Annotated in this window: 20 protein-coding genes and 1 pseudogene; 11 read left to right on the top strand and 10 right to left on the bottom strand. The window is 49.1% G+C overall.

Translation table 11 applies throughout. The features are described from left to right. The first annotated feature begins 270 nt into the window (after positions 1–270). Both ABEA66_RS03230 and ABEA66_RS03235 read left to right on the top strand, forming a co-directional pair. Positions 271–660, top strand: a complete 390-nt coding sequence (locus ABEA66_RS03230) for a globin domain-containing protein (RefSeq protein WP_079912687.1) — start codon at positions 271–273, stop codon at positions 658–660. A gap of 108 nt (positions 661–768) precedes the next feature. After that, positions 769–1,464: a DUF2225 domain-containing protein gene (locus ABEA66_RS03235; RefSeq protein ID WP_345585993.1), complete on the top strand. Its 696-nt coding sequence runs from the start codon at positions 769–771 to the stop codon at positions 1,462–1,464. A gap of 66 nt (positions 1,465–1,530) precedes the next feature. Here ABEA66_RS03235 and ABEA66_RS03240 read toward each other — a convergent pair whose 3' ends face one another. Genes ABEA66_RS03240 through ABEA66_RS03250 form a run of 3 tightly spaced genes read right to left on the bottom strand, consistent with a single transcriptional unit; the run spans position 1,531 to position 3,097 of the window. Continuing rightward, positions 1,531–2,622 carry a diguanylate cyclase domain-containing protein gene (locus ABEA66_RS03240; RefSeq protein ID WP_345585995.1) on the bottom strand — a complete coding sequence of 364 codons (1,092 nt, stop codon included), beginning with the start codon at positions 2,620–2,622 and terminating at the stop codon, positions 1,531–1,533. A gap of 52 nt (positions 2,623–2,674) precedes the next feature. Further along, the gene (locus ABEA66_RS03245; protein ID WP_079912684.1) at positions 2,675–2,914 is read right to left on the bottom strand and encodes a hypothetical protein; all 240 of its coding nucleotides are present in this window, start codon (positions 2,912–2,914) and stop codon (positions 2,675–2,677) included. Between the two features lie 3 nt (positions 2,915–2,917). Next, positions 2,918–3,097: a YycC family protein gene (locus ABEA66_RS03250; protein WP_079912683.1), complete on the bottom strand. Its 180-nt coding sequence runs from the start codon at positions 3,095–3,097 to the stop codon at positions 2,918–2,920. Between the two features lie 158 nt (positions 3,098–3,255). Between ABEA66_RS03250 and ABEA66_RS03255 the strand changes: the two genes are divergently transcribed. Then, a complete protein-coding gene (locus ABEA66_RS03255) occupies positions 3,256–5,043 on the top strand; it encodes a M3 family oligoendopeptidase (RefSeq protein ID WP_345585998.1) in 1,788 nt (595 codons plus the stop codon). Between the two features lie 105 nt (positions 5,044–5,148). Here the strand turns inward: ABEA66_RS03255 and ABEA66_RS03260 are convergent, their stop codons facing one another. Beyond that, positions 5,149–6,408 (bottom strand): methyl-accepting chemotaxis protein, encoded by a 1,260-nt coding sequence (locus ABEA66_RS03260; protein ID WP_345586000.1) that lies wholly within the window; start codon positions 6,406–6,408, stop codon positions 5,149–5,151. 225 nt (positions 6,409–6,633) lie between these two features. On the opposite strand from ABEA66_RS03260, the gene ABEA66_RS03265 reads away from it, so the two are divergent. Both ABEA66_RS03265 and ABEA66_RS03270 read left to right on the top strand, forming a co-directional pair. After that, a complete protein-coding gene (locus ABEA66_RS03265; RefSeq protein ID WP_345586002.1) occupies positions 6,634–7,026 on the top strand; it encodes a VOC family protein in 393 nt (130 codons plus the stop codon). Positions 7,027–7,260: 234 nt separating this feature from the next. After that, on the top strand, positions 7,261–7,656 hold the full coding sequence (locus ABEA66_RS03270; RefSeq protein ID WP_079912680.1) for an O-methyltransferase: 396 nt from the start codon (positions 7,261–7,263) through the stop codon (positions 7,654–7,656). 203 nt (positions 7,657–7,859) lie between these two features. Here ABEA66_RS03270 and ABEA66_RS03275 read toward each other — a convergent pair whose 3' ends face one another. Beyond that, entirely contained in the window at positions 7,860–8,087 is a 228-nt protein-coding gene (locus ABEA66_RS03275; RefSeq protein ID WP_079912679.1) for an alpha/beta-type small acid-soluble spore protein, read from the bottom strand. Positions 8,088–8,270: 183 nt separating this feature from the next. Between ABEA66_RS03275 and ABEA66_RS03280 the strand changes: the two genes are divergently transcribed. Next, the gene (locus tag ABEA66_RS03280) at positions 8,271–8,759 is read left to right on the top strand and encodes a hypothetical protein (protein ID WP_079912678.1); all 489 of its coding nucleotides are present in this window, start codon (positions 8,271–8,273) and stop codon (positions 8,757–8,759) included. 82 nt (positions 8,760–8,841) lie between these two features. Here ABEA66_RS03280 and ABEA66_RS03285 read toward each other — a convergent pair whose 3' ends face one another. Then, positions 8,842–9,687, bottom strand: coding sequence for a helix-turn-helix domain-containing protein (locus ABEA66_RS03285; protein ID WP_079912677.1), 846 nt, complete (start codon positions 9,685–9,687; stop codon positions 8,842–8,844). Positions 9,688–9,787: 100 nt separating this feature from the next. After that, positions 9,788–10,015, bottom strand: a complete 228-nt coding sequence (locus tag ABEA66_RS03290; RefSeq protein ID WP_345586004.1) for a hypothetical protein — start codon at positions 10,013–10,015, stop codon at positions 9,788–9,790. A gap of 254 nt (positions 10,016–10,269) precedes the next feature. Here ABEA66_RS03290 and ABEA66_RS03295 point away from each other — a divergent pair, with 254 nt between their 5' ends. Both ABEA66_RS03295 and ABEA66_RS03300 read left to right on the top strand, forming a co-directional pair. Beyond that, the gene (locus tag ABEA66_RS03295) at positions 10,270–12,150 is read left to right on the top strand and encodes a rhamnogalacturonan lyase (protein ID WP_455430504.1); all 1,881 of its coding nucleotides are present in this window, start codon (positions 10,270–10,272) and stop codon (positions 12,148–12,150) included. 416 nt (positions 12,151–12,566) lie between these two features. After that, a pseudogene (locus ABEA66_RS03300) lies at positions 12,567–13,750 on the top strand (MFS transporter). Between the two features lie 312 nt (positions 13,751–14,062). Here ABEA66_RS03300 and ABEA66_RS03305 read toward each other — a convergent pair. Continuing rightward, positions 14,063–14,506 carry an Lrp/AsnC family transcriptional regulator gene (locus ABEA66_RS03305; RefSeq protein WP_345586006.1) on the bottom strand — a complete coding sequence of 148 codons (444 nt, stop codon included), beginning with the start codon at positions 14,504–14,506 and terminating at the stop codon, positions 14,063–14,065. Positions 14,507–14,676: 170 nt separating this feature from the next. Here ABEA66_RS03305 and ABEA66_RS03310 point away from each other — a divergent pair, with 170 nt between their 5' ends. Next, positions 14,677–15,843, top strand: a complete 1,167-nt coding sequence (locus tag ABEA66_RS03310; RefSeq protein ID WP_345586008.1) for a serine hydrolase domain-containing protein — start codon at positions 14,677–14,679, stop codon at positions 15,841–15,843. A 503-nt stretch (positions 15,844–16,346) separates the two neighbouring features. Next, positions 16,347–17,177 (top strand): alkaline phosphatase family protein, encoded by an 831-nt coding sequence (locus tag ABEA66_RS03315; RefSeq protein ID WP_345586010.1) that lies wholly within the window; start codon positions 16,347–16,349, stop codon positions 17,175–17,177. An 81-nt stretch (positions 17,178–17,258) separates the two neighbouring features. On the opposite strand, the gene ABEA66_RS03320 is transcribed toward ABEA66_RS03315, so the two are convergent. Continuing rightward, a complete protein-coding gene (locus ABEA66_RS03320; protein WP_079912671.1) occupies positions 17,259–18,044 on the bottom strand; it encodes an AraC family transcriptional regulator in 786 nt (261 codons plus the stop codon). Positions 18,045–18,214: 170 nt separating this feature from the next. On the opposite strand from ABEA66_RS03320, the gene ABEA66_RS03325 reads away from it, so the two are divergent. Further along, entirely contained in the window at positions 18,215–19,525 is a 1,311-nt protein-coding gene (locus ABEA66_RS03325) for an ABC transporter substrate-binding protein (protein ID WP_345586012.1), read from the top strand. A gap of 123 nt (positions 19,526–19,648) precedes the next feature. Here the strand turns inward: ABEA66_RS03325 and ABEA66_RS03330 are convergent, their stop codons facing one another. Further along, positions 19,649–20,596: an aldose 1-epimerase gene (locus ABEA66_RS03330; RefSeq protein WP_345586014.1), complete on the bottom strand. Its 948-nt coding sequence runs from the start codon at positions 20,594–20,596 to the stop codon at positions 19,649–19,651. Positions 20,597–20,718 lie beyond the last annotated feature (122 nt).

A 20,718-nucleotide genomic window follows, 5' to 3' on the forward strand; every position in this document is an offset into this window, starting at 1 on the left:
TTTATGGTACAATAGTACCAATATGAGAATGAGGAGTTGGTCAAATGACAGGTGTGATTGCTGGAATTCTCGTATGTGCGTTCGTATATGTCATTAGGGAAACCTTAATGACCTCCGGTGAAGAGGATTTGGAAAGCTGATGCCCTTCGGATATTGCGGTTTCTTCTAAGTCTGGATGCTAATCGCGTGGAGCATTAGCATCTTTTTTTGTTATATAGAAGGAACAAGGGATAGATCCATTTTATAAAAAAGAGCAGGTGAGAAGACGAGATGTCCGGTCAGCAGGATTCGCAGAACATCACGCCTTATGAGGCATTGGGAGGGGCAGCGACGTTTCGCCGTATCGTAGAGGAATTTTATCCTCTGGTACAAGCTCATCCGTTAATCGGTCCCTTATTTCCGGAAAATATAGATCCGGTAATGGAAAAGCAATATATGTTTTTGACGCAGTTTTTTGGAGGTCCATCCCTCTATTCAGATGTACATGGACACCCGATGATGCGTGCGCGTCATATGCCGTTCGAAATTACAACCCGGCATGCGGATGCATGGCTTGGCTGCATGAAGCAGGCGCTCACCAAAGTAGGGCTTGCTCCTGAGCTTCAGGAGTTTGTGCTCGAAAGGCTGAAGGGGCCTGCTTATCATTTCGTGAACAGCTGATCGGGTCGTTTTGTTTCGGGTTCGATTAAAGTCATGACTTGCGGATGGTTTGGCAGCCATCCGCTTATTGCGCCAATGGATAAACTACATGACAAAGGAAGTGGACTTGTGGTCGAGCCTTTATTTCAGGTGAAGGTCGAATGCGCGTACTGCGAAGCAACCTTCGAGACGTCAAGAGTAAGGCCGAGCTTCAAGAAAGCGAAGCAGACGGATACGGATTTTTGTATTCATTATAAAGACATCAACCCCGATTACTATGTCGTCAGGGTATGTCCATCCTGCGGCTACGCCAGCACGGAGAATACATCCCCTCACTTTCTGCCGGCTCAGAGAGAGCTGTTCAAGACCAAGGTGGCGGAGCAGTGGTCAATGAAGGATTACGGGCAGGAGCGAAGCTGGGAAGACGCGCTGTATACTTATAAGCTGGCCCTGCTTTGCGCCCAGATTAAGAACGAAAAGGGGCGCGTCATCGCGGGCCTGCTGCACCATATCGCCTGGCTGTACCGTTACAAGCATGACACGGAGCAGGAGCAGCGGTTCCTTCAGTTCGCGCTGGACGCTTACACAAGCGTGTATGAAACAGAAGGTGCGGAGCTTAATAACGCCCGTCTCATGTATTTGATGGGGGATTTGAACCGCAGGCTCAAAAACTATAATGAAGCGGTCAAATGGTTCGGCCGGGTCATCAACGATAAACGCATCATGGATGCCGCTATGATCAGAGCCTCCCGCGAACAGTGGGCGGCTACCCGTGAGGAGATGCTGGCGGAGAGGCTGGAGCTCCCTCAGGAAATGATGGAGTAAAAGCAAGGCAGCTTACATACGGAAAATAAATAACGCATAGTGCTCATTCAGGGATCGAATGAAGCATTATGCGTTATTTGTTGCCAGGGAAGGTTCGGGTGCATAGAACGTATAGCGGTTTTTTCCTCTGTTCTTGGATTGGTAGAGAGCTTCATCCGCTTCGGATATGATGCGCAGCAGATCCTTGTTAGCGCTGTCGGAAACGGAAATGCCAACGGAGATGGTGACCGGAAGGGCGCTCTTGGCTTGGTAGGAATGCTCTGCAACCGCTTTACACAGCCTGTGCGCATAGTGCTCCAACCGCGAAATATCTACGGAGTGGCTCATGATAATGAATTCTTCTCCGCCGTACCTAGCTACATAATCGCGTTCATCGATCAGGGAGCTGAGAAGCTGCCCGACTTCGCGCAGCAGCTGGTCTCCCTGTAAATGACCGAACGTATCGTTGTAGCGCTTGAAATTATCAATATCGACCATCATGATGGAAAGCGGTCTCTGCTCGAAGGTATTCCGGGCAATGCTCATGAAGCTCCGCAAATTAGGCAGTCCGGTCAGGCCGTCCTGATTGGCTAGAAGCTCGAAGCGGCGCTGCAAGATCTGGGACCGGTTGTCATCGTTATACATCACGATCAGAACTTGAATCGCCAGAATGGACAGCACCAGCATAATTGCATGCGACAGCAGGAGACCGGCGCTCAGCTCGTGCCGTAAATAATATTCGAGACCCAGCCGGATTGCAGCGAGCAGGAAGCAGATCTTCAGGCCGTCTTGAAATGAAATCATGGCGTAGCCGCTATCTTGATCCTTCTTATAGAACAGCGAGCTGATGACGGCGGGCAGAATTAAATCCTGCATGGTTCTGACGACAGCAAGCGGTTCATCCATATGAAAGATGTATAACGAAGGAAGGATGGCGGACAGCAGCGATACCACCGGTCCGAACCGCAAGCCGGCCATAACGATAGGAGCAAACCGTAAATCGGTTAACAGGCTGTCATTAGGCAGCGGCTGCAGCATTGTAATAATCGAGGCTATCCCCGTCAATAGAGAGGCGATGAACGTTGTGTAGCGTTCGATAAGGATCCGGTTCTTCAATTTTAAAGCCACATAGTTGAGAGCAATCAAGGTGCAGGCGTGCGTAAAGGAAATGTAGTACATGCTTCTTATTCCACTCCTGATCAGAGTCAGCGTACGCTGCACGAACCTTCCGTCAGCGCAAGTTTCGTAAAGGCTGATTGGCTAGCAAATAATCTTGATCGGCACCTATAATCGTGATCTTGTTATGACAGCATCGGAATACCAGGAGCTTCTTGGCTCCATCCATAATCTCCTGTAAATCTTTTTTCTTGAAGGGAAGTAGTACGTTAGACTCATTGCAAAAAGGGCACTCATGGACGTAAATATCCTGCCGGATCTGCTCGTAGGGCCATGTGTTATGAAATGGAATCATTGCTTAAGGCTCCTGTTTCGTATTGCCGCCATCGGTTTCTTCCTTGCTGGAAGCGCTTTTAGCAAGCTCTGCAAGCTTCTGCATTAAAATATGCTGGGGCATATGCATAAGATGCTCCAAAGGAACGTTAAGCTGTTTTGCCAGTTTTTGCGCTGTTTCGGGCGAGATCTGTAATGGTTTCATGTTGCCGTTCACTCCTGTCAATAGATCTATAGTCACCATTTAAACACACCCGCGATAACAATTCAACCAAAATATGGTGGATTTGCTATTTTGGGTTCCGCATTTTTTATGGTTTAATATGTATTGTATCTAATTTTTAGGAAAGGTGCGATGTTTGCATGAAAACACCATTGCAGCAGACATGGAATTTGGAGCGTTTTTTCCCTGGCGGAAGCGGCTCCTCGGCGTTTCATGCTTTTTTGGAAGCACTTGAGAAGGATTTGAAGTCATTATCGGTTATCCTCGATGGGTTCAAGGCACCGCAAACCGCCGATGCCGCCGTGTTCATACCGGTTATCGATTTACTGCAATCCATATTAAAAAAAATCAGGGAAGCGGATTCCTTCGTCGGCTGCTTGGCCGCTGAGAATCAAGCGGATAAAAAGGCCATCATACTGGCAGGCAAGATCAAGACGTTATCGGCATCCTATGCAACGGAGCTGACCCGATTTGATCAATTATTGACGGAGATCAAAGATGATGTCTGGGCGAAGCTGGTGGCAGCTCCAGAGCTTCAGAGCATCGCTTTTCCTTTGACCGAGCGCCGCTCGCAAGCGGCTGACAAGCTGCCTCCCGAGCTGGAAGCACTGGTGAACGATCTGGCGATTGACGGCTACCACGGATGGGGTGAAGCCTATAATACGACCGTCAGCAAATTCCGAATCCCTTGGGAGGAGAACGGAGAGACGATCGAGCTGTCGGCAGGGCAAGCGGCTAACCGTATGCACAGTGCGGACCGGTCCGTTCGGAAGCGCTTGTTCCAGCTGTGGGAGCAGCAATGGGGGGAGCACGCCGATTACTGTGCAGATGCTCTGAATCACCTGGCCGGATTCCGGTTAAAGCTTTACGAGCGCCGCGGCTGGGATACGATACATAAGGAGCCTTTATCGATCAACCGGATGTCGAAGGAAACTCTTGATGCGATGTGGGGAGTCATTGAACGGAGCAAAGGCATCTTCGTTCAATACTTGGAACGCAAGGCGAAGCTGCTCGGAGTCGAGAAGCTGAGCTGGTATGATGTAGAGGCTCCTGTCGGCGAAGGAAGCAAGCATTTCACCTATGATGAGGGAGCCCAATTGATTGTCGATCAGTTCCGCCGTTTCAGTCCCAAGATGGCCGATTTTTCCGTTATGGCCTTTGAGAAGGGCTGGATTGAAGCAGAGGACCGTCCCGGCAAAAGACCCGGCGGGTTCTGCACCTCGTTCCCGATAGCGGAGGAAACGCGAATTTTTATGACCTATTCAGGAACAGCGTCCAATGTAGCGACTCTTGCCCACGAGCTGGGTCATGGCTATCATCAGCATGTAATGAATGACCTTCCGGCATTGGCGCAGGAATATGCCATGAACGTGGCGGAAACCGCATCGACCTTCGCTGAAATGGTTGTAGCCGATGCAGCCGTCAAAGGTGCGGCGACGGAGGAAGAACGTCTTACGCTGCTCGAAGACAAGATCCAGCGCTCAGTAGCGTTCTATATGAATATTCATGCGCGCTTTCTGTTTGAAACCCGGTTCTATGAAGAACGGGCCAAGGGCATTGTCAGCGTAGAGCGCCTTAATGAGCTTATGATCGAAGCTCAGAAGGAAGGGTACAGCCATGCTCTGGAGGAATATCATCCGCATTTCTGGGCTTCCAAGCTTCATTTCTATATTACGGAGGTACCGTTCTATAACTTCCCGTATACGTTCGGCTACATGTTCAGCTCCGGGATTTACGCCGAAGCGCTGCGCCAAGGAGAGTCCTTCGAAGATAAATATATTGCGATGCTGCGCGACACCGGCAGTATGACGGTGGAGGAGCTGGCGCAGAAGCATCTGGGTGTCGACCTCCGTCAGCCGGATTTCTGGCAGCGGGCGATGGATTTATCGGTTGAGGATGTCAAAGCATTCATGAGCCTGACGGAGTAAGCGGGCAGTGGTTCAAGCTACATAGGCTTCTCAACACCAATACCGGGGTGCTGCGCACCCCGGCTTTCCTGTTACCACCGTTAGTCAATAAACGTATGCGGCGGCCTATAGCTTAAAGATTTGCATCGTTTGCTGCAATTGGGTTGCCAGCTTCGTCATTTGCTCGGATTGGGCAACCATAACCTGCACTTCGTTGATTTGCTCGTTCATCGAGGCGGATACCTGCTCGGTGCCTGCGGCGGATTGCTGGGTGATGGCCGAAATGCTCTCCATCGTGGCGGAGATGCGTTGTGCGCTGCCGAGCATCTGATCGCTTTCTCGGGCGAAGGAGGCGATTTGCTCCGAGATGAATTTGACACTGTGTACAATGTCTGCGAAAACGGTTTCAGTTTCAGTGATCAGTTGAGTCTGCTGGTGGACGATTTGCTCGTTTTCCGCCATATGGACCAGCGCTTGTCGGATTCCTTCCTCAATGCCCTTAACCAGCTGGAATACTTCCTTGGTAGAGACGGTTGATTCCTCTGCAAGCTTGCGGACCTCCTGGGCCACAACGGCAAAGCCCTTTCCATGCTCGCCGGCACGCGCCGCTTCAATAGAGGCGTTTAACGAGAGCAGATTCGTCTGCTCGGCGATATCGGAGATCGTCCGGGTCATTTGTGAAATCCCGTTGGCCAATTGCGCCAGCTGATCAATGGTTTGCGATACGTTGGATGTAGCGTTTACGTTGCGTTTCATGCCCTCGCTCTGTGTTTCGACGGCCTTCATACCTTTTTCGACGAGGGATAGCATCTGTCCGGAGCGGGAATCCATCTCTTTGGTGGATGCGGTATAGGTGGTTACCTTTTGCTCAATATCCTTGGTCGCTACAGAGATATCCGATATTTCTTCCGAGATTTGATTGGCGCCGGAGGCAAGCTCGTTGGAAGAAAGAGCGACTTGCTCAAGAACAGAGCGTAAATTTTCGTTTTTAAGGAAAATGTCGCGGCTCGAATCGAAGACATGCTTCGACATATCGCCTGTATTCTGCAGAATTTCGCGGAGTTTGTCCATCATCTTGTTGAAGGAAGTGCCGAGCTCGCCCAAAGCGTCATTGCTTTGAATCTGGATTTTTTGGGAGAAGTCCCCTTTGGAGACGTTGATAGCAACACGTGAAATCGTAGTTATTGGCTCTGTAAGCGTTCTCTCAAACCAGCTTATAAAAGGAAAGGTTAACGCAATCATAAGAACGAGAAATGAAATGCCCGCGATCAGATGCTCCGAGTTTTGAATAATGACGATCAGCAAGGCGATGGAGTAGATGGCGACTAGCGTGTAGCAGCCGAACTGCAGTTTCTTTTTAAATGATAGGCCTTGAATCCAGTTCATCAGCATGTCCCCTTCAGGAATGAAATGTTAAAATCTTACTATGAAGAATTATATCACCCAATAGTACCATGGTCTATACCCTTTGTCCTAGCAATAACGGAGAATGTAGGACGAATGGAGCGCATAGGAACAGGCTGTATTTGATAATTTCGGGAATATGCCAAAAGTCATAAAAGTACTACAATAGAGGAAGCCCTATACAGTTACAGGTTGGAGGAATGAAACATGATGACTATTGAAGGAATACACCACGTCAGCGTATGCGTACGGGATTTGGAGAGGTCAAAGGCTTTCTATAAGAACATTATCGGGCTTCAGGAGATCGAGCGCCCTCCGTTTGATTTTCCCGGTGCATGGTACTCACTTGGGTCTGGCGGGCAGCAGCTGCATCTTATTGTTCATAACGGCGAAACCTTAAGAGAAGGGGAAATTCATACGCGGGACGGTCATTTTGCTATTCGAGTGCGCAGCTATAAAGAGGCCATCCAATGGCTGAATCAGAATGGCATACCGCATGAAGCGAGGCCTTATCCCAAAGCGGGCTTCCCTCAGATTTATGTGCTCGATCCCGATAGAAATATCATTGAAATCAATGCAGAAATTTGCGATGAGGCTTAACCAAACGAACCAAAAATTCAACGCCAAGAGGGATAGAATAGACGAAATGGGCAGACAATCGCAGACTGGCGGTTGTCTGTTTTTGTAGGATTTTGTTGAACGATGGGAAGTTTTCTGAAAATTGTTATTTATTGTTGATAAACGTATAATTTTTACATATAATAGGGCTACAGCCCTAGAAAAACATGAAGATTTTGTAAGTGTACTACAAACGAACTAGATAGGAGGATGTTGATGATTTTAGAAAATGTGCCTTTAGCCAGACAGCTGGACTTTGTATTCCGCGAGATTAGGGATGAACTGGCACATCTGACTTCGGGGACGGTATTCGTACAAATCCGTAACAATGTTATCGGTAAATTCGGGGTAAGGGCTTTCCCTGCAGAGAGCAGAGGGAACCAGCTGGAAGTCATGGACTCAGGCTTATCGGAGGTTCATGTGCAATCGTTTCGCCAAACGGCGCTGGAATCATTGAAGTTGAAACGATGGACCCACGGGGAGATTTTATTCGAATTTGCCATGAAGAAGAACACGCTGTGCACGAGCATTGCCTTTGAATCGAATTACAATATGGCAAGCATTTTTGCCGATGCGGAGAAAAAACGGAAGCTGCAATACCAGAATGTATGATCTATATTACAAAAAAACCGTTGATGGCTTGAATCAGCACTTATTTCTTTTTTCATTCTTATTATTTTCTTAATTATTTATTGCAGGATTGAGCTTTGCTTAAAATGGTTTCCCTGCCGACAGGTCGGCGGGGTTTTTCATTTGGTACAAGAAAAGGGGCAGCTCGTAGGAGTCGCCCCTGGCGTAAGTATGGAAGTGAATCATTATCTTGTAAACTTGCCTGCCAATTGCTGCTCAGCGATTTGAACAAGACGACGAGTGATGTGGCCCCCGATTGCACCCGTATCACGGGTTGCCATGAAACCAAAATAACCGTCTTGAGGAATTTGAATTCCCAATTCTTGTGCCACTTCGTACTTCAATTGGTCTAAAGCTTGGTTCGCTTGAGGTACAACTAGTTGGTTACTGCTGCGGGATTGTCCTTGTGCCATTGTAATCACCTCCGTTCACTAGGTAGTATGTACCAAAAGTGAAATTATACGCATGAAATAATTGGAAATTATTAACACGGCTTCAACAAGCTTTGTCGACTTCTATACAAGCTTGCTGTGTTTTTTTATAATGAAGAGAATAAGCAAGGGCATTATGGATTGGCAGCGAGAGGAGAGAAGCTTATGTTTCAATTGCGTTATTCGGGATGGTCATGGGACTCCGAACTACAAATCATCCAAGCGGACGTCAAGCTGGAAATCGACGGGGAGCTGCTTATTGACGAGCCTTTGTGCGTGGATGTCGGACTGCCCGCCATGCTGCTGAGCACACGGTCTGATGTGGAGCCTTATCGTTGGTCGGCGCCCGACCTTTGGCAGCGGATTCCATTCTTTTGCTGCGGATGCGGCGATCCGGAATGCAGGGCGTATTCTTACAGGGTGAGACATCTGGACGGAGGCTTGCTGGAATTGACAGAGCTGGAGGAGAAAGAACAGGGGCCGTCCAGGGAGCTTGGAACATACACCGTGCAAGCGTCTCAGTACGAAGAGCAGGTTGTGTCTATAGCGAAGGCTTATTTGACCTTCATAGAAGGCTTGGACTATCGTCCATTGTTTGCCGATACGGTCGAGGTAGTGAAGCGGCTGTTGGCGGAGCTTGAACAAAAGCAGTAAAAAGGCGGCATTCGTCTTGTCGAGAGCTGGCCCAGCGAGATGAATGCGGTCACCCTGAGACTCCTCATCGTGGCGGAAGGAGTTAAAGCGATTTTACTTTCTTCCTGAAGGCAGCCGGCGGACAGCCGTAAAATGAAGTGAATTGGCGTGTAAAATAAAACGGGTTGTTGAATCCTACCTCTGCGGCGATTTCCGCTATAGATAGAGGAGTATGCTCCAGCCTTTTTTTGGCATGCTGCAAACGGATTTTAATGAGCATTTCCATGACGGACTCGCCGGTCTGATTCTTGAACAAATGGGCAAAACGGGATGGGGATAAATTTACGTGAGAGGCTAATGAAGCAACGGTATAAGGCTTGTAATAATGATTGGACAGCAGGTCGAGAGCTTCCTGAATGCGGGGGTCGATATGCTGCAGCTTGTCGGCGCGGCTGCTTGCAATGAGCAGGAGCACTTGCTCCAATGCGTTGATGGCAAGGCGTTCAGACAACGGTCCGGTTTCCAGCGTGTATTGAACCAGGTTGGAGAAGGCTGAAGAAAGGCGCACGTTCATGAGTTCAGAGTCAATTCGGATGCGTTTGATCCCTTTGATGGGTTCGGGCAGCTGCAATAGAGGCATCCACGGTTCGCAGGGAATAAAGTGGCACCAGAAGAACTGCCAAATCTCATTTTCCGCGGTTGCATAGTAATGGGGCGTTCCCGGTATGATGATGCTGACTTCCCCTTCCGCACACTCGCATGACTCTTTTCCATTATAAAAGATTCCTTTCCCCGAGCACGTATACGTTAAGTAAAAATCATTCGTCCCTTTGGAACGTTTTACTTTGTAGCCATAAGAGCGCTCATAGCGGTCCGCAATCAAGATACCGGGAATGGTCGTTAAATTCTCATTAGCAGTATCGTGCAAAAAACTAGCCAAATCCATCATGTTCCCCCCTTTTACGTGTATATTATAATGAACACAAAGGCGAATCAATAGATTCAAAAAAAATCGGATCAAAAAAGTGAATCCGTTTACAAGGAAGACGTTAGACAGTAAATTGAGTGAGCGGACTGCCTGCTGCAGCTGCTTCGCCGCTTCTCATTAAGCTTGCACTGTAGGGAAAAAGGGAGAACAAACCGTGGTCCGGGTGGCGTGAAACCCATAATTGGATGAGCCTGTAGAGCTTGTTGTAGTAATAACCGGCAACGATTTGGCGAATATCGCTAGTGAACATTTTGGAAACGCTATCATTTCTGGGATGACCGAGTATCACGATAAATCTATCTCCTCGAAAAAAGATAGCCAATCTGTTTCCAATGTGCTTAACGGTGATATGAATACAGCCTTATCGAAGGCGGAAAAGGGGGACGATAAACGAACTGAAAATGGGGAGGCGAAGAACCCAAATTCGCGGCAGCCCTGCCGCACTATTTCACTGGGGGGTGAGATGATGAGCCCGATCAAAGATACGTCCTGAAAGCTTGCGAAGTCAATTTTTCCTTCAGAAAACTTTTAGGAGGGTATACAATGCTAAAAACAGTAAAACGCAGGCTCAAAAAATCCGGCATGGTGCTGCTGAGCTGCATGCTGGCAAGCTCTTTCCTGCTCCCTCTGCAATCCTTCGTCAGTCCCGGGCAAGCTTCAGCCGCGGGGGTTGCCAGACAAATGGAGAAGCTGGATAGAGGGCTGGTCGCCGTCAAGACGGGCACGGGGGTGTTCGTAAGCTGGCGGCTGCTCGGTACGGAAGCAAGCAGCACTTCCTTCAACTTATACCGCAACGGAACGAAGCTCAACAGCTCTCCCATCACATCTAGCACGAATTACCAGGACACTGGAGGAACGGCAAGCTCCACTTACTATGTCCGGGCTGTGGTGGGAGGAGTAGAACAGACGGCATCGCCGACCGTCAGCGTGTGGGGGACCAATTACTTGACTGTGCCTCTGCAGAAGCCTGCCGGAGGGACAACCCCTGACGGTGTAGCGTACACATACAGCGCCAACGATGCTACGGCGGCCGACCTGGATGGGGACGGGCAGTATGAAATCATTTTGAAGTGGGACCCCTCCAATTCCAAGGATAACTCACAGGACGGGTATACCGGCGAAGTGTTCGTCGATGCATACAAATTGAACGGAACCCGTCTCTGGAGAATCGGCATGGGCAAAAATATTCGTGCCGGAGCCCATTATACGCAGATCATGGCTTATGATCTGGATGGTGACGGCAAGGCCGAGGTGGCCATGAAAACGGCGGATGGCACGACGGATGGAACCGGGGTAGTCATTGGCAGCGCCACTGCGGATTACCGCAATTCGGCGGGACGGATCTTGTCTGGCCCCGAGTATTTAACTATTTTCCAGGGCACGAACGGCAAGGCGCTCGTCACGGCCAATTATGATCCTCCACGCGGTACAGTAAGCGATTGGGGTGACAACTACGGTAACCGTGTCGACCGTTTCCTCGCCTGCATTGCTTATTTGGACGGACAGAAGCCCAGCCTGGTCATGGCACGGGGCTATTACACACGCTCGGTACTGGTAGCCTATAACTGGAGGGGCGGTCAGCTTACCAAGCTGTGGACCTTCGATTCGAACGCGTCAGGCAATTCCGCTTATGCCGGTCAAGGCAATCATAACCTGAGCGTCGCTGATGTGGATGGGGACGGCAAGGATGAGATCATCTACGGCGCCATGGCTGTGGACGACAATGGAGGCAGGCTGTACTCGACTGGATTAGGCCATGGCGACGCCATGCATCTGGGCGATCTGGACCCCAACCGTCCGGGCCTGGAGGTGTTCCAGGTTCATGAGAGTACCTCCGCCGCATACGGATTGGAATACCGCGATGCCAAAACAGGGCAGACCATCTGGGGTGTCTATGCGGGCAAAGACGTAGGCCGAGGCATGTCTGCCGACATTGATCCACGCTACCCCGGTGAAGAAGTGTGGGCTAACGGCGGTCTGTATACCAGCACGGGGACCAAAATCGGCACGACGCTGCCTTCCTCCACAAACTTCGGTATATGGTGGGATGGAGATTTACAGCGGGAGCTGCTGGATGATATCCGGATTGACAAGTGGAACTACAGCAGTTCTACGACGACGAATTTATTGACTGCAACGGGAACGGCCTCCAACAACAGCACCAAAGCGACACCGACTCTGCAGGCGGATCTGCTGGGCGATTGGCGCGAGGAAGTCGTGTGGAGAACGACGGACAGCACGGCGCTGAGAATTTATACGACAACGGATGTGACCAGCACCCGGTTGTATACGTTGATGCATGATCCGGTATACCGGCTCGGCATTGCATGGCAAAACGTAGGCTACAATCAGCCTCCCCATACCAGCTACTTCCTTGGCAACGGGATGAGTACCCCGGCACAGCCGAATATGTACACACCATAACATTCTGTAAAAAGTGCGAATTTGGCGTTTCTGCCGAGTTTGCGCTTTTTTTAGTGTAAAAAGAATATAAACCATTAGACTAGGAACGTCATTAAGCTACCGGGAGAATAGCTGGTTCCGTATTTTTACATTCGTTCAACTTCACGACTCCTTTATTTCTAGAGCGCTAGAGCGGCAGCAGGATCTCCACCACACGTCTCAAGCTCGTCGATTACGATTTAACATTAGGCGGCATCTGACGATGCTGCCTTTTTGCCTTTAAAATCATGGAATTTTTATAAAAATAAAAGTATTTTCCTTTTCATTCGCTTCATGCTCCTTTAATCATCCATGTAAAAAAATGTTTTATTTATATATGCTTATACGAAAGCCAACGCTTTTTTAAGCGGCAAAAAATAAATAAAGGAGATTTTTTCGTGAACTCAAACACTTCTCTTATAAGAAAAGGCGGAGCAAATGTGTCGTCTTCCAAACGTCTTCCGTGGGTCGGTCTGCTGGCCTTAGCCATGGCGGGATTCATCTGCATTCTTACGGAAGGCCTGCCTGCTGGATTACTGCCGCAAATTGCACTGGATCTTGGGGTCACAGAAGCTCTTGCTGGACAATTGGTCACTCTCTATGCGGTTGGATCTCTTCTGGCCGCCATTCCTTTAACAACAGCTACCCGCGAGTGGAGACGCCGGCCGCTTCTGCTGCTGTGCATCATCGGCTTTCTTATTTTTAACACCATCACCGCGTTATCTTCCGTTTATGTACTGACGCTTGTTGCACGTTTCTTCGCAGGTGTCTCGGCGGGTGTACTGTGGGGGATGACGGCCGGTTATGCGCGGCGAATGGTGCCTGATTCGTTGAAAGGAAGAGCGATGGCCGTAGCTATGGTTGGCACCCCGCTGGCATTGGCGCTGGGCGTTCCGCTTGGCACTTTTTTCGGCACATATACAGGGTGGCGTTTCATTTTCGGAGCTGTATCATTACTGACTGCAGCCCTTATTGGCTGGGTGCTCTGGAAGGTGCCGGATTATGCCGGAGAGCCTGCCGATGATCAGCTCCCTTTGCACAAGGTTTTCTTGATTCCCGGTGTACGGCCGATTCTGTTCGTCGTTTTGGCATGGGTACTAGCTCATAATATTTTGTACACTTATATTGCACCGTATCTTGCGGAAACCGCGTTTGCTCAGCGAGTGGATTTGGTTCTTCTTATTTTCGGAATTACCTCGGTTGTCGGCATTTGGGTGATAGGCATGCTGATTGACCGTTTTCTAAGAATACTGGTTTTAATCAGTATCACGGGATTTGCTTTGGCCTCTGCAGCTTTGGGAATCGGAATGCATCAGCCTGCCATCATCATTCTTGGCGTTACGGCGTGGGGGCTTACGTTTGGCGGGGCAGCCACTTTACTGCAAACAGCAATAGCACAAGCTGGGGGAAATAGCGCAGATATAGCCCAATCGATGCTGGTCACCGCGTGGAATGTGGCAATCGGCGGAGGAGGGATAATCGGCGGGTTTCTTCTCGAACTGCTTGGAGCTCATTAATCATCCTGCTGCTTCCCTCCTTGCTTGCAGCTTGGCTAGCTAAAAAGCATGGCTTTCCTTCCTAAAGGAGTCACGAGTATGTGTAACATAAGCAAAAAAAGAATCCGCTGCAAAGGCGGATTTAGGCTGTCGAGAAACCTAATAGAGCTTGAACTATTGCCAATATACTCCGATGGGGTATCCCCCTCCAGCCGCTGTTGAAACCCGTGAATTAGATTATATTTAGTGGTATTTTCACGGGTTTCAAAGGCGGACGTAAACTCCTCCGAGGCATACCCCACCTCCATATGTAGCATAGTTCACGCAAAACAGGGTTTCTCGACAAACTCAATCCGCTGCAAAGGCGGATTCTTTTTTTGAGATTTTAGAATTACATCTTATGCGAGCAAATTCGTTTCTCCAATGAGATTTTTATAAGCGATCGGTGAAGACATTACGATCAGAGTCGTGTAGGTTCCGTATTGGTCGCACCGGTTTTCAAACTCCTCCAGCTCCTGGGTTGTTTCCGTGAGGACCTTCAATAAATAATTATGCTCTCCGCTTATCCGATAACATTCCGTGACCTCCGGTGATGAACGACAAAAATCAAGGAAAGGATAGCAATTCCGGGTCCGAACAAGCATATAGGCTGTGCATTGCTTACCCACTTTTTGTGAAGAAATGACGGTTCGGTATTCCTCGATAACCCCCTTTTCTTCCATGCGTTTCACACGTTCAGTTACGGCTGGCTGAGACAGTCCCACCAGCTTTCCTAAATCTGTCATGGATAATCTCGCCTGGTTCTGCAATTGGAGCAGGATGTTTTTATCGATTTCGTCCAAGAAAATCGTCCCCTTTAATTTTAAAGTTATTTCTTTTAAATACCTTTATAATCATCGAAAACTTCTTTATTTAACTTGTTTGTTTTATGTAAGGCGGCGGAAATTATTTATATAATAAACACACTTGCTATAAATAATCAAGTGAATTACAGCAGGAGAGGATGAGAAGCATGATAAAGACAGACCTGGAATTCATGCATAAAAGCGTCAATGAGGTAATTGACCGCACACTTGAGGAAAAAAGGATCGTAGGTACCGTCGTCCAAATTGCATTAGGCGGAAACCTCGTTTACAGCAGGCCTGCTGGTTGGGCCGACCGCGAGCAGAAACGGCCGATGCAGGAAAATGCATTGTTTAGATATGCTTCGGTAACCAAGCCGATCGTGTCAACGGCGGCTTTAGTATTAATTTCGCAAGGGAGATTGCAGTTAAACGATCTGGTGGAAAAATGGTTGCCCGCCTTTCGTCCCAAACTGCCAAACGGACAGGATGCCTCCATGACCGTTCGCCATCTGATGACGCATACCGCAGGCTTAACCTACCGTTTCTTCCAGGAAGAAAAGGGAACTTATGAGCTTGCCGGGGTATCGGACGGCATGGATTTGGTGGGAATTACACTTGAAGAGAATCTGCAAAGACTCGCTTCTGTCCCGCTTTTATATGAGCCGGGGAAAATGTGGAGGTATTCCATAGCAACAGACGTGCTCGGAGCGGTCATCGAAAAGGTTACTGGAATGCCACTAAGTGAAGCCGTACGGATGCTTGTAACTCAGCCGCTTTCCATGACGGACACGGATTTCAAGGCCGTGGACACGGACAGATTGACCACGGCTTACGCAGACAGCGCTGGAGAGCCTCGGCGCTTACAAGATTCGGATACCATTCCTTTCGTGGAGGGGACGGCAGGATTCCTCCTTTCACCCAACAGGTTTACCGATAAGACAGCTTATCCTTCCGGGGGAGCCGGTATGATTGGCAGCGCAGGAGACTTTCTTAAACTGCTGGAAGCTTTGCGGCAGGGAGGAGATCCGATTCTGCCGAAGGCTCTTGTCACAGAAATGACAACCAATCAAATTGGTAACCTTGTGATGCCCTATTGGCCGGGGAGAGGCTTTGGACTTGGTTTCACTTTGCTTAAAGACCCAGTAGCTGCCAATACACCTGAATCACCGGGAACGTGGCGGATGGGCGGCACCTATGGTCACTCCTGGTTTGTTGATCCGAGTGAGGAGCTTAGTGTTGTAGCGTTCACCAATACGGCGCTTGAAGGAATGTCAGGCAGGTTTACAACAGAGCTGTGCGAATCTGTCTACAGGGGGATTCGAGAAGTTAAGTAATGAGCAAGAACGTTGTCTTGAACAAATATTTGAAGTATGCAGACTCTGGATGGATATGAGATTACGCTAACTAAGTAATTTGAGAGGAAAACTTACCATGCAGTACAAACGGTCGTTAAACTAAACGGAGAACGACAGCAATAAACCAGCCGCAGTCTAGGACTTTATATTTCCGGTCCAGGGCTGCGGCTGGTTTTATATGGAAGTCAGTCTAATGCTTATTTTTCGGAGCCTAACGGTGTTGTAATTCAGACTTCTGCGCAGGTTCAACAAATCCAGTCAAAAACTATATTTTCTTTGGACATTCAGCGAATCAGAACATGGTACCGAAAAAAAGAACTTCCCAATACATGAGTGAGTTATTTTGTGTGATTTGTTGTGTTTAATTGCATTTGGTGTTGACTATTAGTGAAAACCTTATACAATGGAGGTGCAGGTATTCATATATTGGAGCAATACCCACTTTCACACGTAAGGGGTGAGGAACATTGGATGATCAACACATGAAATCAATCAATAGAATTATTGTGATCGGGTGGGACGGTGCAGGAAGCTTTGTCCAGCAAACGTCAACGCCCGTATTGGACCGATGGATGGCGAGGGGGGCTTCCACCTTTACAGCTCAGACCGTATCACCGACGATCAGCGCACAGTGCTGGGGCTCGCTGCTGCACGGGGTTACCCCGGTCAAGCACGGACTGACTAACGAAACGGCGGCCGCCTCTAGATATCCCTCCGATTCGCCCTATCCTTCGTTCTTCAGGATGGCACACGAGGCTTATCCCGATTGCAAGCTGGCGGCCTTTACCTGCTGGCAGCCGATTATGGACGGAATTATCGAGGAGGGCATCGGAGTACATAAAGTGTCTTTGCCGGACAAGGAGCTGGCAGAGGCTGCAGCTGATTATATAAGAAGCAACCCGGATTTATATTTATTATTCATACAGTTCGATTATCCCGATTACGCAGGACACAAGTTCGGCTATGGTACACCGGATTATTTGGAGGCTATAACGGAGACGGACCGGTTCACCGGTATTTTGCTCGATGCGGTGGAAGGGGCAGGCTGGGGGGAGGATAGCCTCGTTGTGATCACGACGGATCACGGAGGCGGCGGAGTCAATCCCAAGGGCCATGGCAGCGATGATCCGTTGGATAAAACGGTATTCTGGACTTGCTCGGGACCGGGGATTGAAGCCGGCTCCAAGGTACCTCCAGAGCTGGGGCTTATGGATACGGCTGCCGTCGTATGCAGGGCCATGGGGCTCGAACAGCCGCAGGAATGGGAAGCGAAGGTACCCAAAGGCTGGCTGATGAGAATGGGAAGGGGGTAACCTCGCCGGAAGATCACGATGGAGCGGCAAGCGGCTGGCTTCATCGTGAAGGTTTGCAAGGATGGCAGCGCAGCCGCCTATTTACCGGAAGGACTTTTCAAGCTTGCGGAAATGGGACGGGGACAGCCCGAATTTGCTTTTGAATACCCGATGAAAGTACGTATAGCTTCCAAATCCGCAGCTCTCCGCGATGCTTTCCATCGACATCCCGGTATGTCTCATGCGCTCCAAAGCTGTAGCCAGACGATATTCCAAAGCGTATTCCACCATAGTTTTGCCATAGCATTCCTTAAAAAAATGAGAGGCCCGCGAAACACTTAAGCAGGCATGCCGGGCGACATCCTCCACTTTGAAGGCTTGGTGGGCATGCTCCTCGATGTATTGCTTCATTTTTAAGGCGGTTACGGCTCTGCTGTAGGATGCACTGGTATCTGTGACGGCTCGGTCAATGGATAGGCAGAGTACCCGAAGCAAATAGTCGGTTAATTCCTGGTTCTCTTCGTTCAAACGACGCGTTTCCTTAATAATCTGCCTCCATGGGTGAAGGACGGCTTCGCCGATTTTGATTCGGGACTTTATCGGCTTGGGGTAACGGCTCCACCATTCATCCATCCACTCCCCCTGACAGAACAGGTAGTAATCCCCGCTGCCGTTCGTTGTATCAACCTCAAGCTGATAAGAAGACCCGGGCTTCAGCAGAATGAGGTCCCCCGGTTCCATCTTGACATCTTCCCCCTCAATCTCCGCCCTGCTTGTTCCCTCCGTCTGAAGGCGAAGCAGATAGCTGTCCAAACCGAATCGCTTATCCCCTCGTTTCACCCTCTGAAGATGATAAGAATACCCGCATAAAAGGACTGTTTTTTCCATTGGCTCCCCCATACAACGAAATGACACGATAGTTCATGTTTTAATTATATTGATCATTCCAATGGTTGGCAATGTAGGTTAGCATGAGGAGGTCAGCCGATAATTTCATCCAGGCAATATATGGTGTTGATTCCTTGAAAAATGGACAAAATGGGGGGCCCTGAATAAGAATGAGGAACAAAGTTCGAGGATGTGCAGGGTTAGGTTTGGTCATGGTTTTGCTGCTTTCCGGATGCGGAGGCAATGAGTCGAAAAATTCAGGTAATAGCCAAAATGTGTATAATAATGAGCCGGTTACCTTAACCTTTTATAATCATAATGCTGGGATATTAAGCGACGCCGATTTGGAATCGCTCGTGACGAAGCCGGTTAAGGCGAAATACCCGAACATCGACGTGCAACTGGTATCAGGCAGCTCTTTAGATAAGCTCATTACGGCGGACCAGCTGCCTGATGTCATTTTAACGAGCAATTATTATTTACATGATTTGCTGAAGCAAAATCTGGGTATTGATCTGAACGACCGAATCAAGCAGCAAAATGTCGATTTCAACGTGCTGGAGCCGGAAGCGGTCAATTTGCTCAAAAAGTTCGGTCCTAAAGGCGAGATCTATGGCATACCTTACGCCATGAATTATGGGGTTATGGCTTACAACAAAGATATTTTCGATAAATTTGCGGTTCCTTATCCTAAGGATAACATGACTTGGAACGAAGTGATTGAGCTTGCGCGCAAAGTAACCCGATTCGAGCAGGGGACTCAGTATGTCGGTCTGGATATGGGAGATCCGCAGGTGCTGAGCCGCGCCTATTCGCTTCCGGTCGTCGATGAGAAGCAGGAGAAGACGGTACTTACCGGTGATCCTTATAAAAAAGTGTTCGGCTTATACGACCAGCTGTATCAAATTCCGGGAATCGTTGACGGCAATAAAAAGTATACGTACGGCATCGATTATTTCCTGAAGGATCAGAAGCTGGCTATGTACCCGTATTGGATCGCCAACTTAACGACCCGGCTGCCGCAGCTGAAGGAGGCGAGTAAGGATTTCAACTGGGATATCGTATCGTTCCCTTCCTTTGACGATAAGCCCGGACTTGGACGGGAAATTGATTTCCATATGGCGATGATCACTCCAACCAGCAAAAATAAAGACGCTGCCTTTGCGGCCATTCAAACTTTGATCAACGAAGACGTGCAAAAGTCGATGAATAAAGGGATTCGACTTACGATTCTAAAGGATGCTAATTTGAAAAAGCAGTTCTCGAGCGACACCAAGCTGTATGAGGGGAAAAATTTGGCCGGTATTTTCGCCGCGAAGCCTGCTCCTCTTCCGGAAGCTACCCAATATGATACCAAAATGTATTCCTTCCTGAAGGAAGCCGCCAAGTCCATGGTGACTGAGAACAAGGACATCAATACCGTCTTGAGAGAGGCGGGGGAAAAAGGGGATAAATACATTATCGAGGTAGGGAAGCAGTGACGTTGTGTTGAAAAAAAAGACGGTGCCTTAAGCAGGATTCTGCTTCCAGGTCACTGTCTCTTTATCTTTAACATCAGCATTTATAAATTGCGGTTCACTGCGAGGGTCGATTTGTGGAGGCGTCTATTTGTAAATGACTTCGAGAGTCACTTCTAGCTCCAGGGCTGCGCCAGGCTCGATCCCGCGCAAGCCGGTGATGTCGGCAGGGAGGTCGATATTCGGCGCATTCGTAACCCATGTGTAAGGCTCCAGACAGATGAAATCATGAGCTTCCCCTTTGGTATAAATGACCCATTGCTTGAACAGCTCGGAGCCGCTGTAGCGAATCTCTACATTTTCCTTGGACAGGACGGCCAGACAAGGATTGTCGCCGATCTGGAAGACCGTATCCAGGTTATGGCCTTGTAGTGCTGCACCTTCACGCAGCGTCTCATATTGTCCCAGCGGGGTAATTTCACCGGTAGGGAGATTCGCTTCATCAAGCTGCCAGATGCCGCTGACAGGCAAGGTCAGCTTCCACTTGTCCGGTTCTCCGTCCAGCAGGAACCACGTATGAAGCCCATAGCCGAACGGGGCAGGCGTCGAGCCGGTGTTGCGAACCTTCAAAACCTGGTTCAGCCGGCTGCCTTCCAGTACATAGGTAACCTCCAGCTCCAAAGGATGCGGATATTGCCGTTGAACGTTGGCGTCATCGGCAAGGCGGATCGTAGAGGTGATGAACAGGCTTCCATCTTTGCTCCCGGAATCGGATACCGTCCAAGACTGGCTGCGGAGCATGCCGTGAATATGATTGCCGGTCACATGATTCACATCGAATTGATACGATTGTCCTTGAAATTGAAAGCGCCCTTCCCGAATGCGGTTCGGCGGCATCAGGATCGGCGTCCCGAATTGGACCGGCTGCTGCTCCAATTCCGCAGGCGAAGCCGGGACGCGAAGTATTTCGCGGTCGAGAGTTTTGTCCCAGATGCTGTATACGTTGTTGCCGAGCGCAGGGCAGATCGAGACGATCAGCTTGTCGTTCTCCAGGGTGTAGGCCGGTGTTCCTTGCCAGTCTATTTGCTTGATCATGGGGATAACTCCTTTTTGGTTTAAGAATGAAAGGCGGTATGTATCGCTAAGCTTTGCTTATGCTTTATTGTATCAAAGCAGGTCCGGTCTGTCATGATGCAATGCTTCGACCCAGAGAAGCG

The sequence above is a fragment of the Paenibacillus vulneris genome, from assembly GCF_039543185.1.
Taxonomy (GTDB): Bacteria; Bacillota; Bacilli; order Paenibacillales; family NBRC-103111; genus Paenibacillus_S; species Paenibacillus_S vulneris.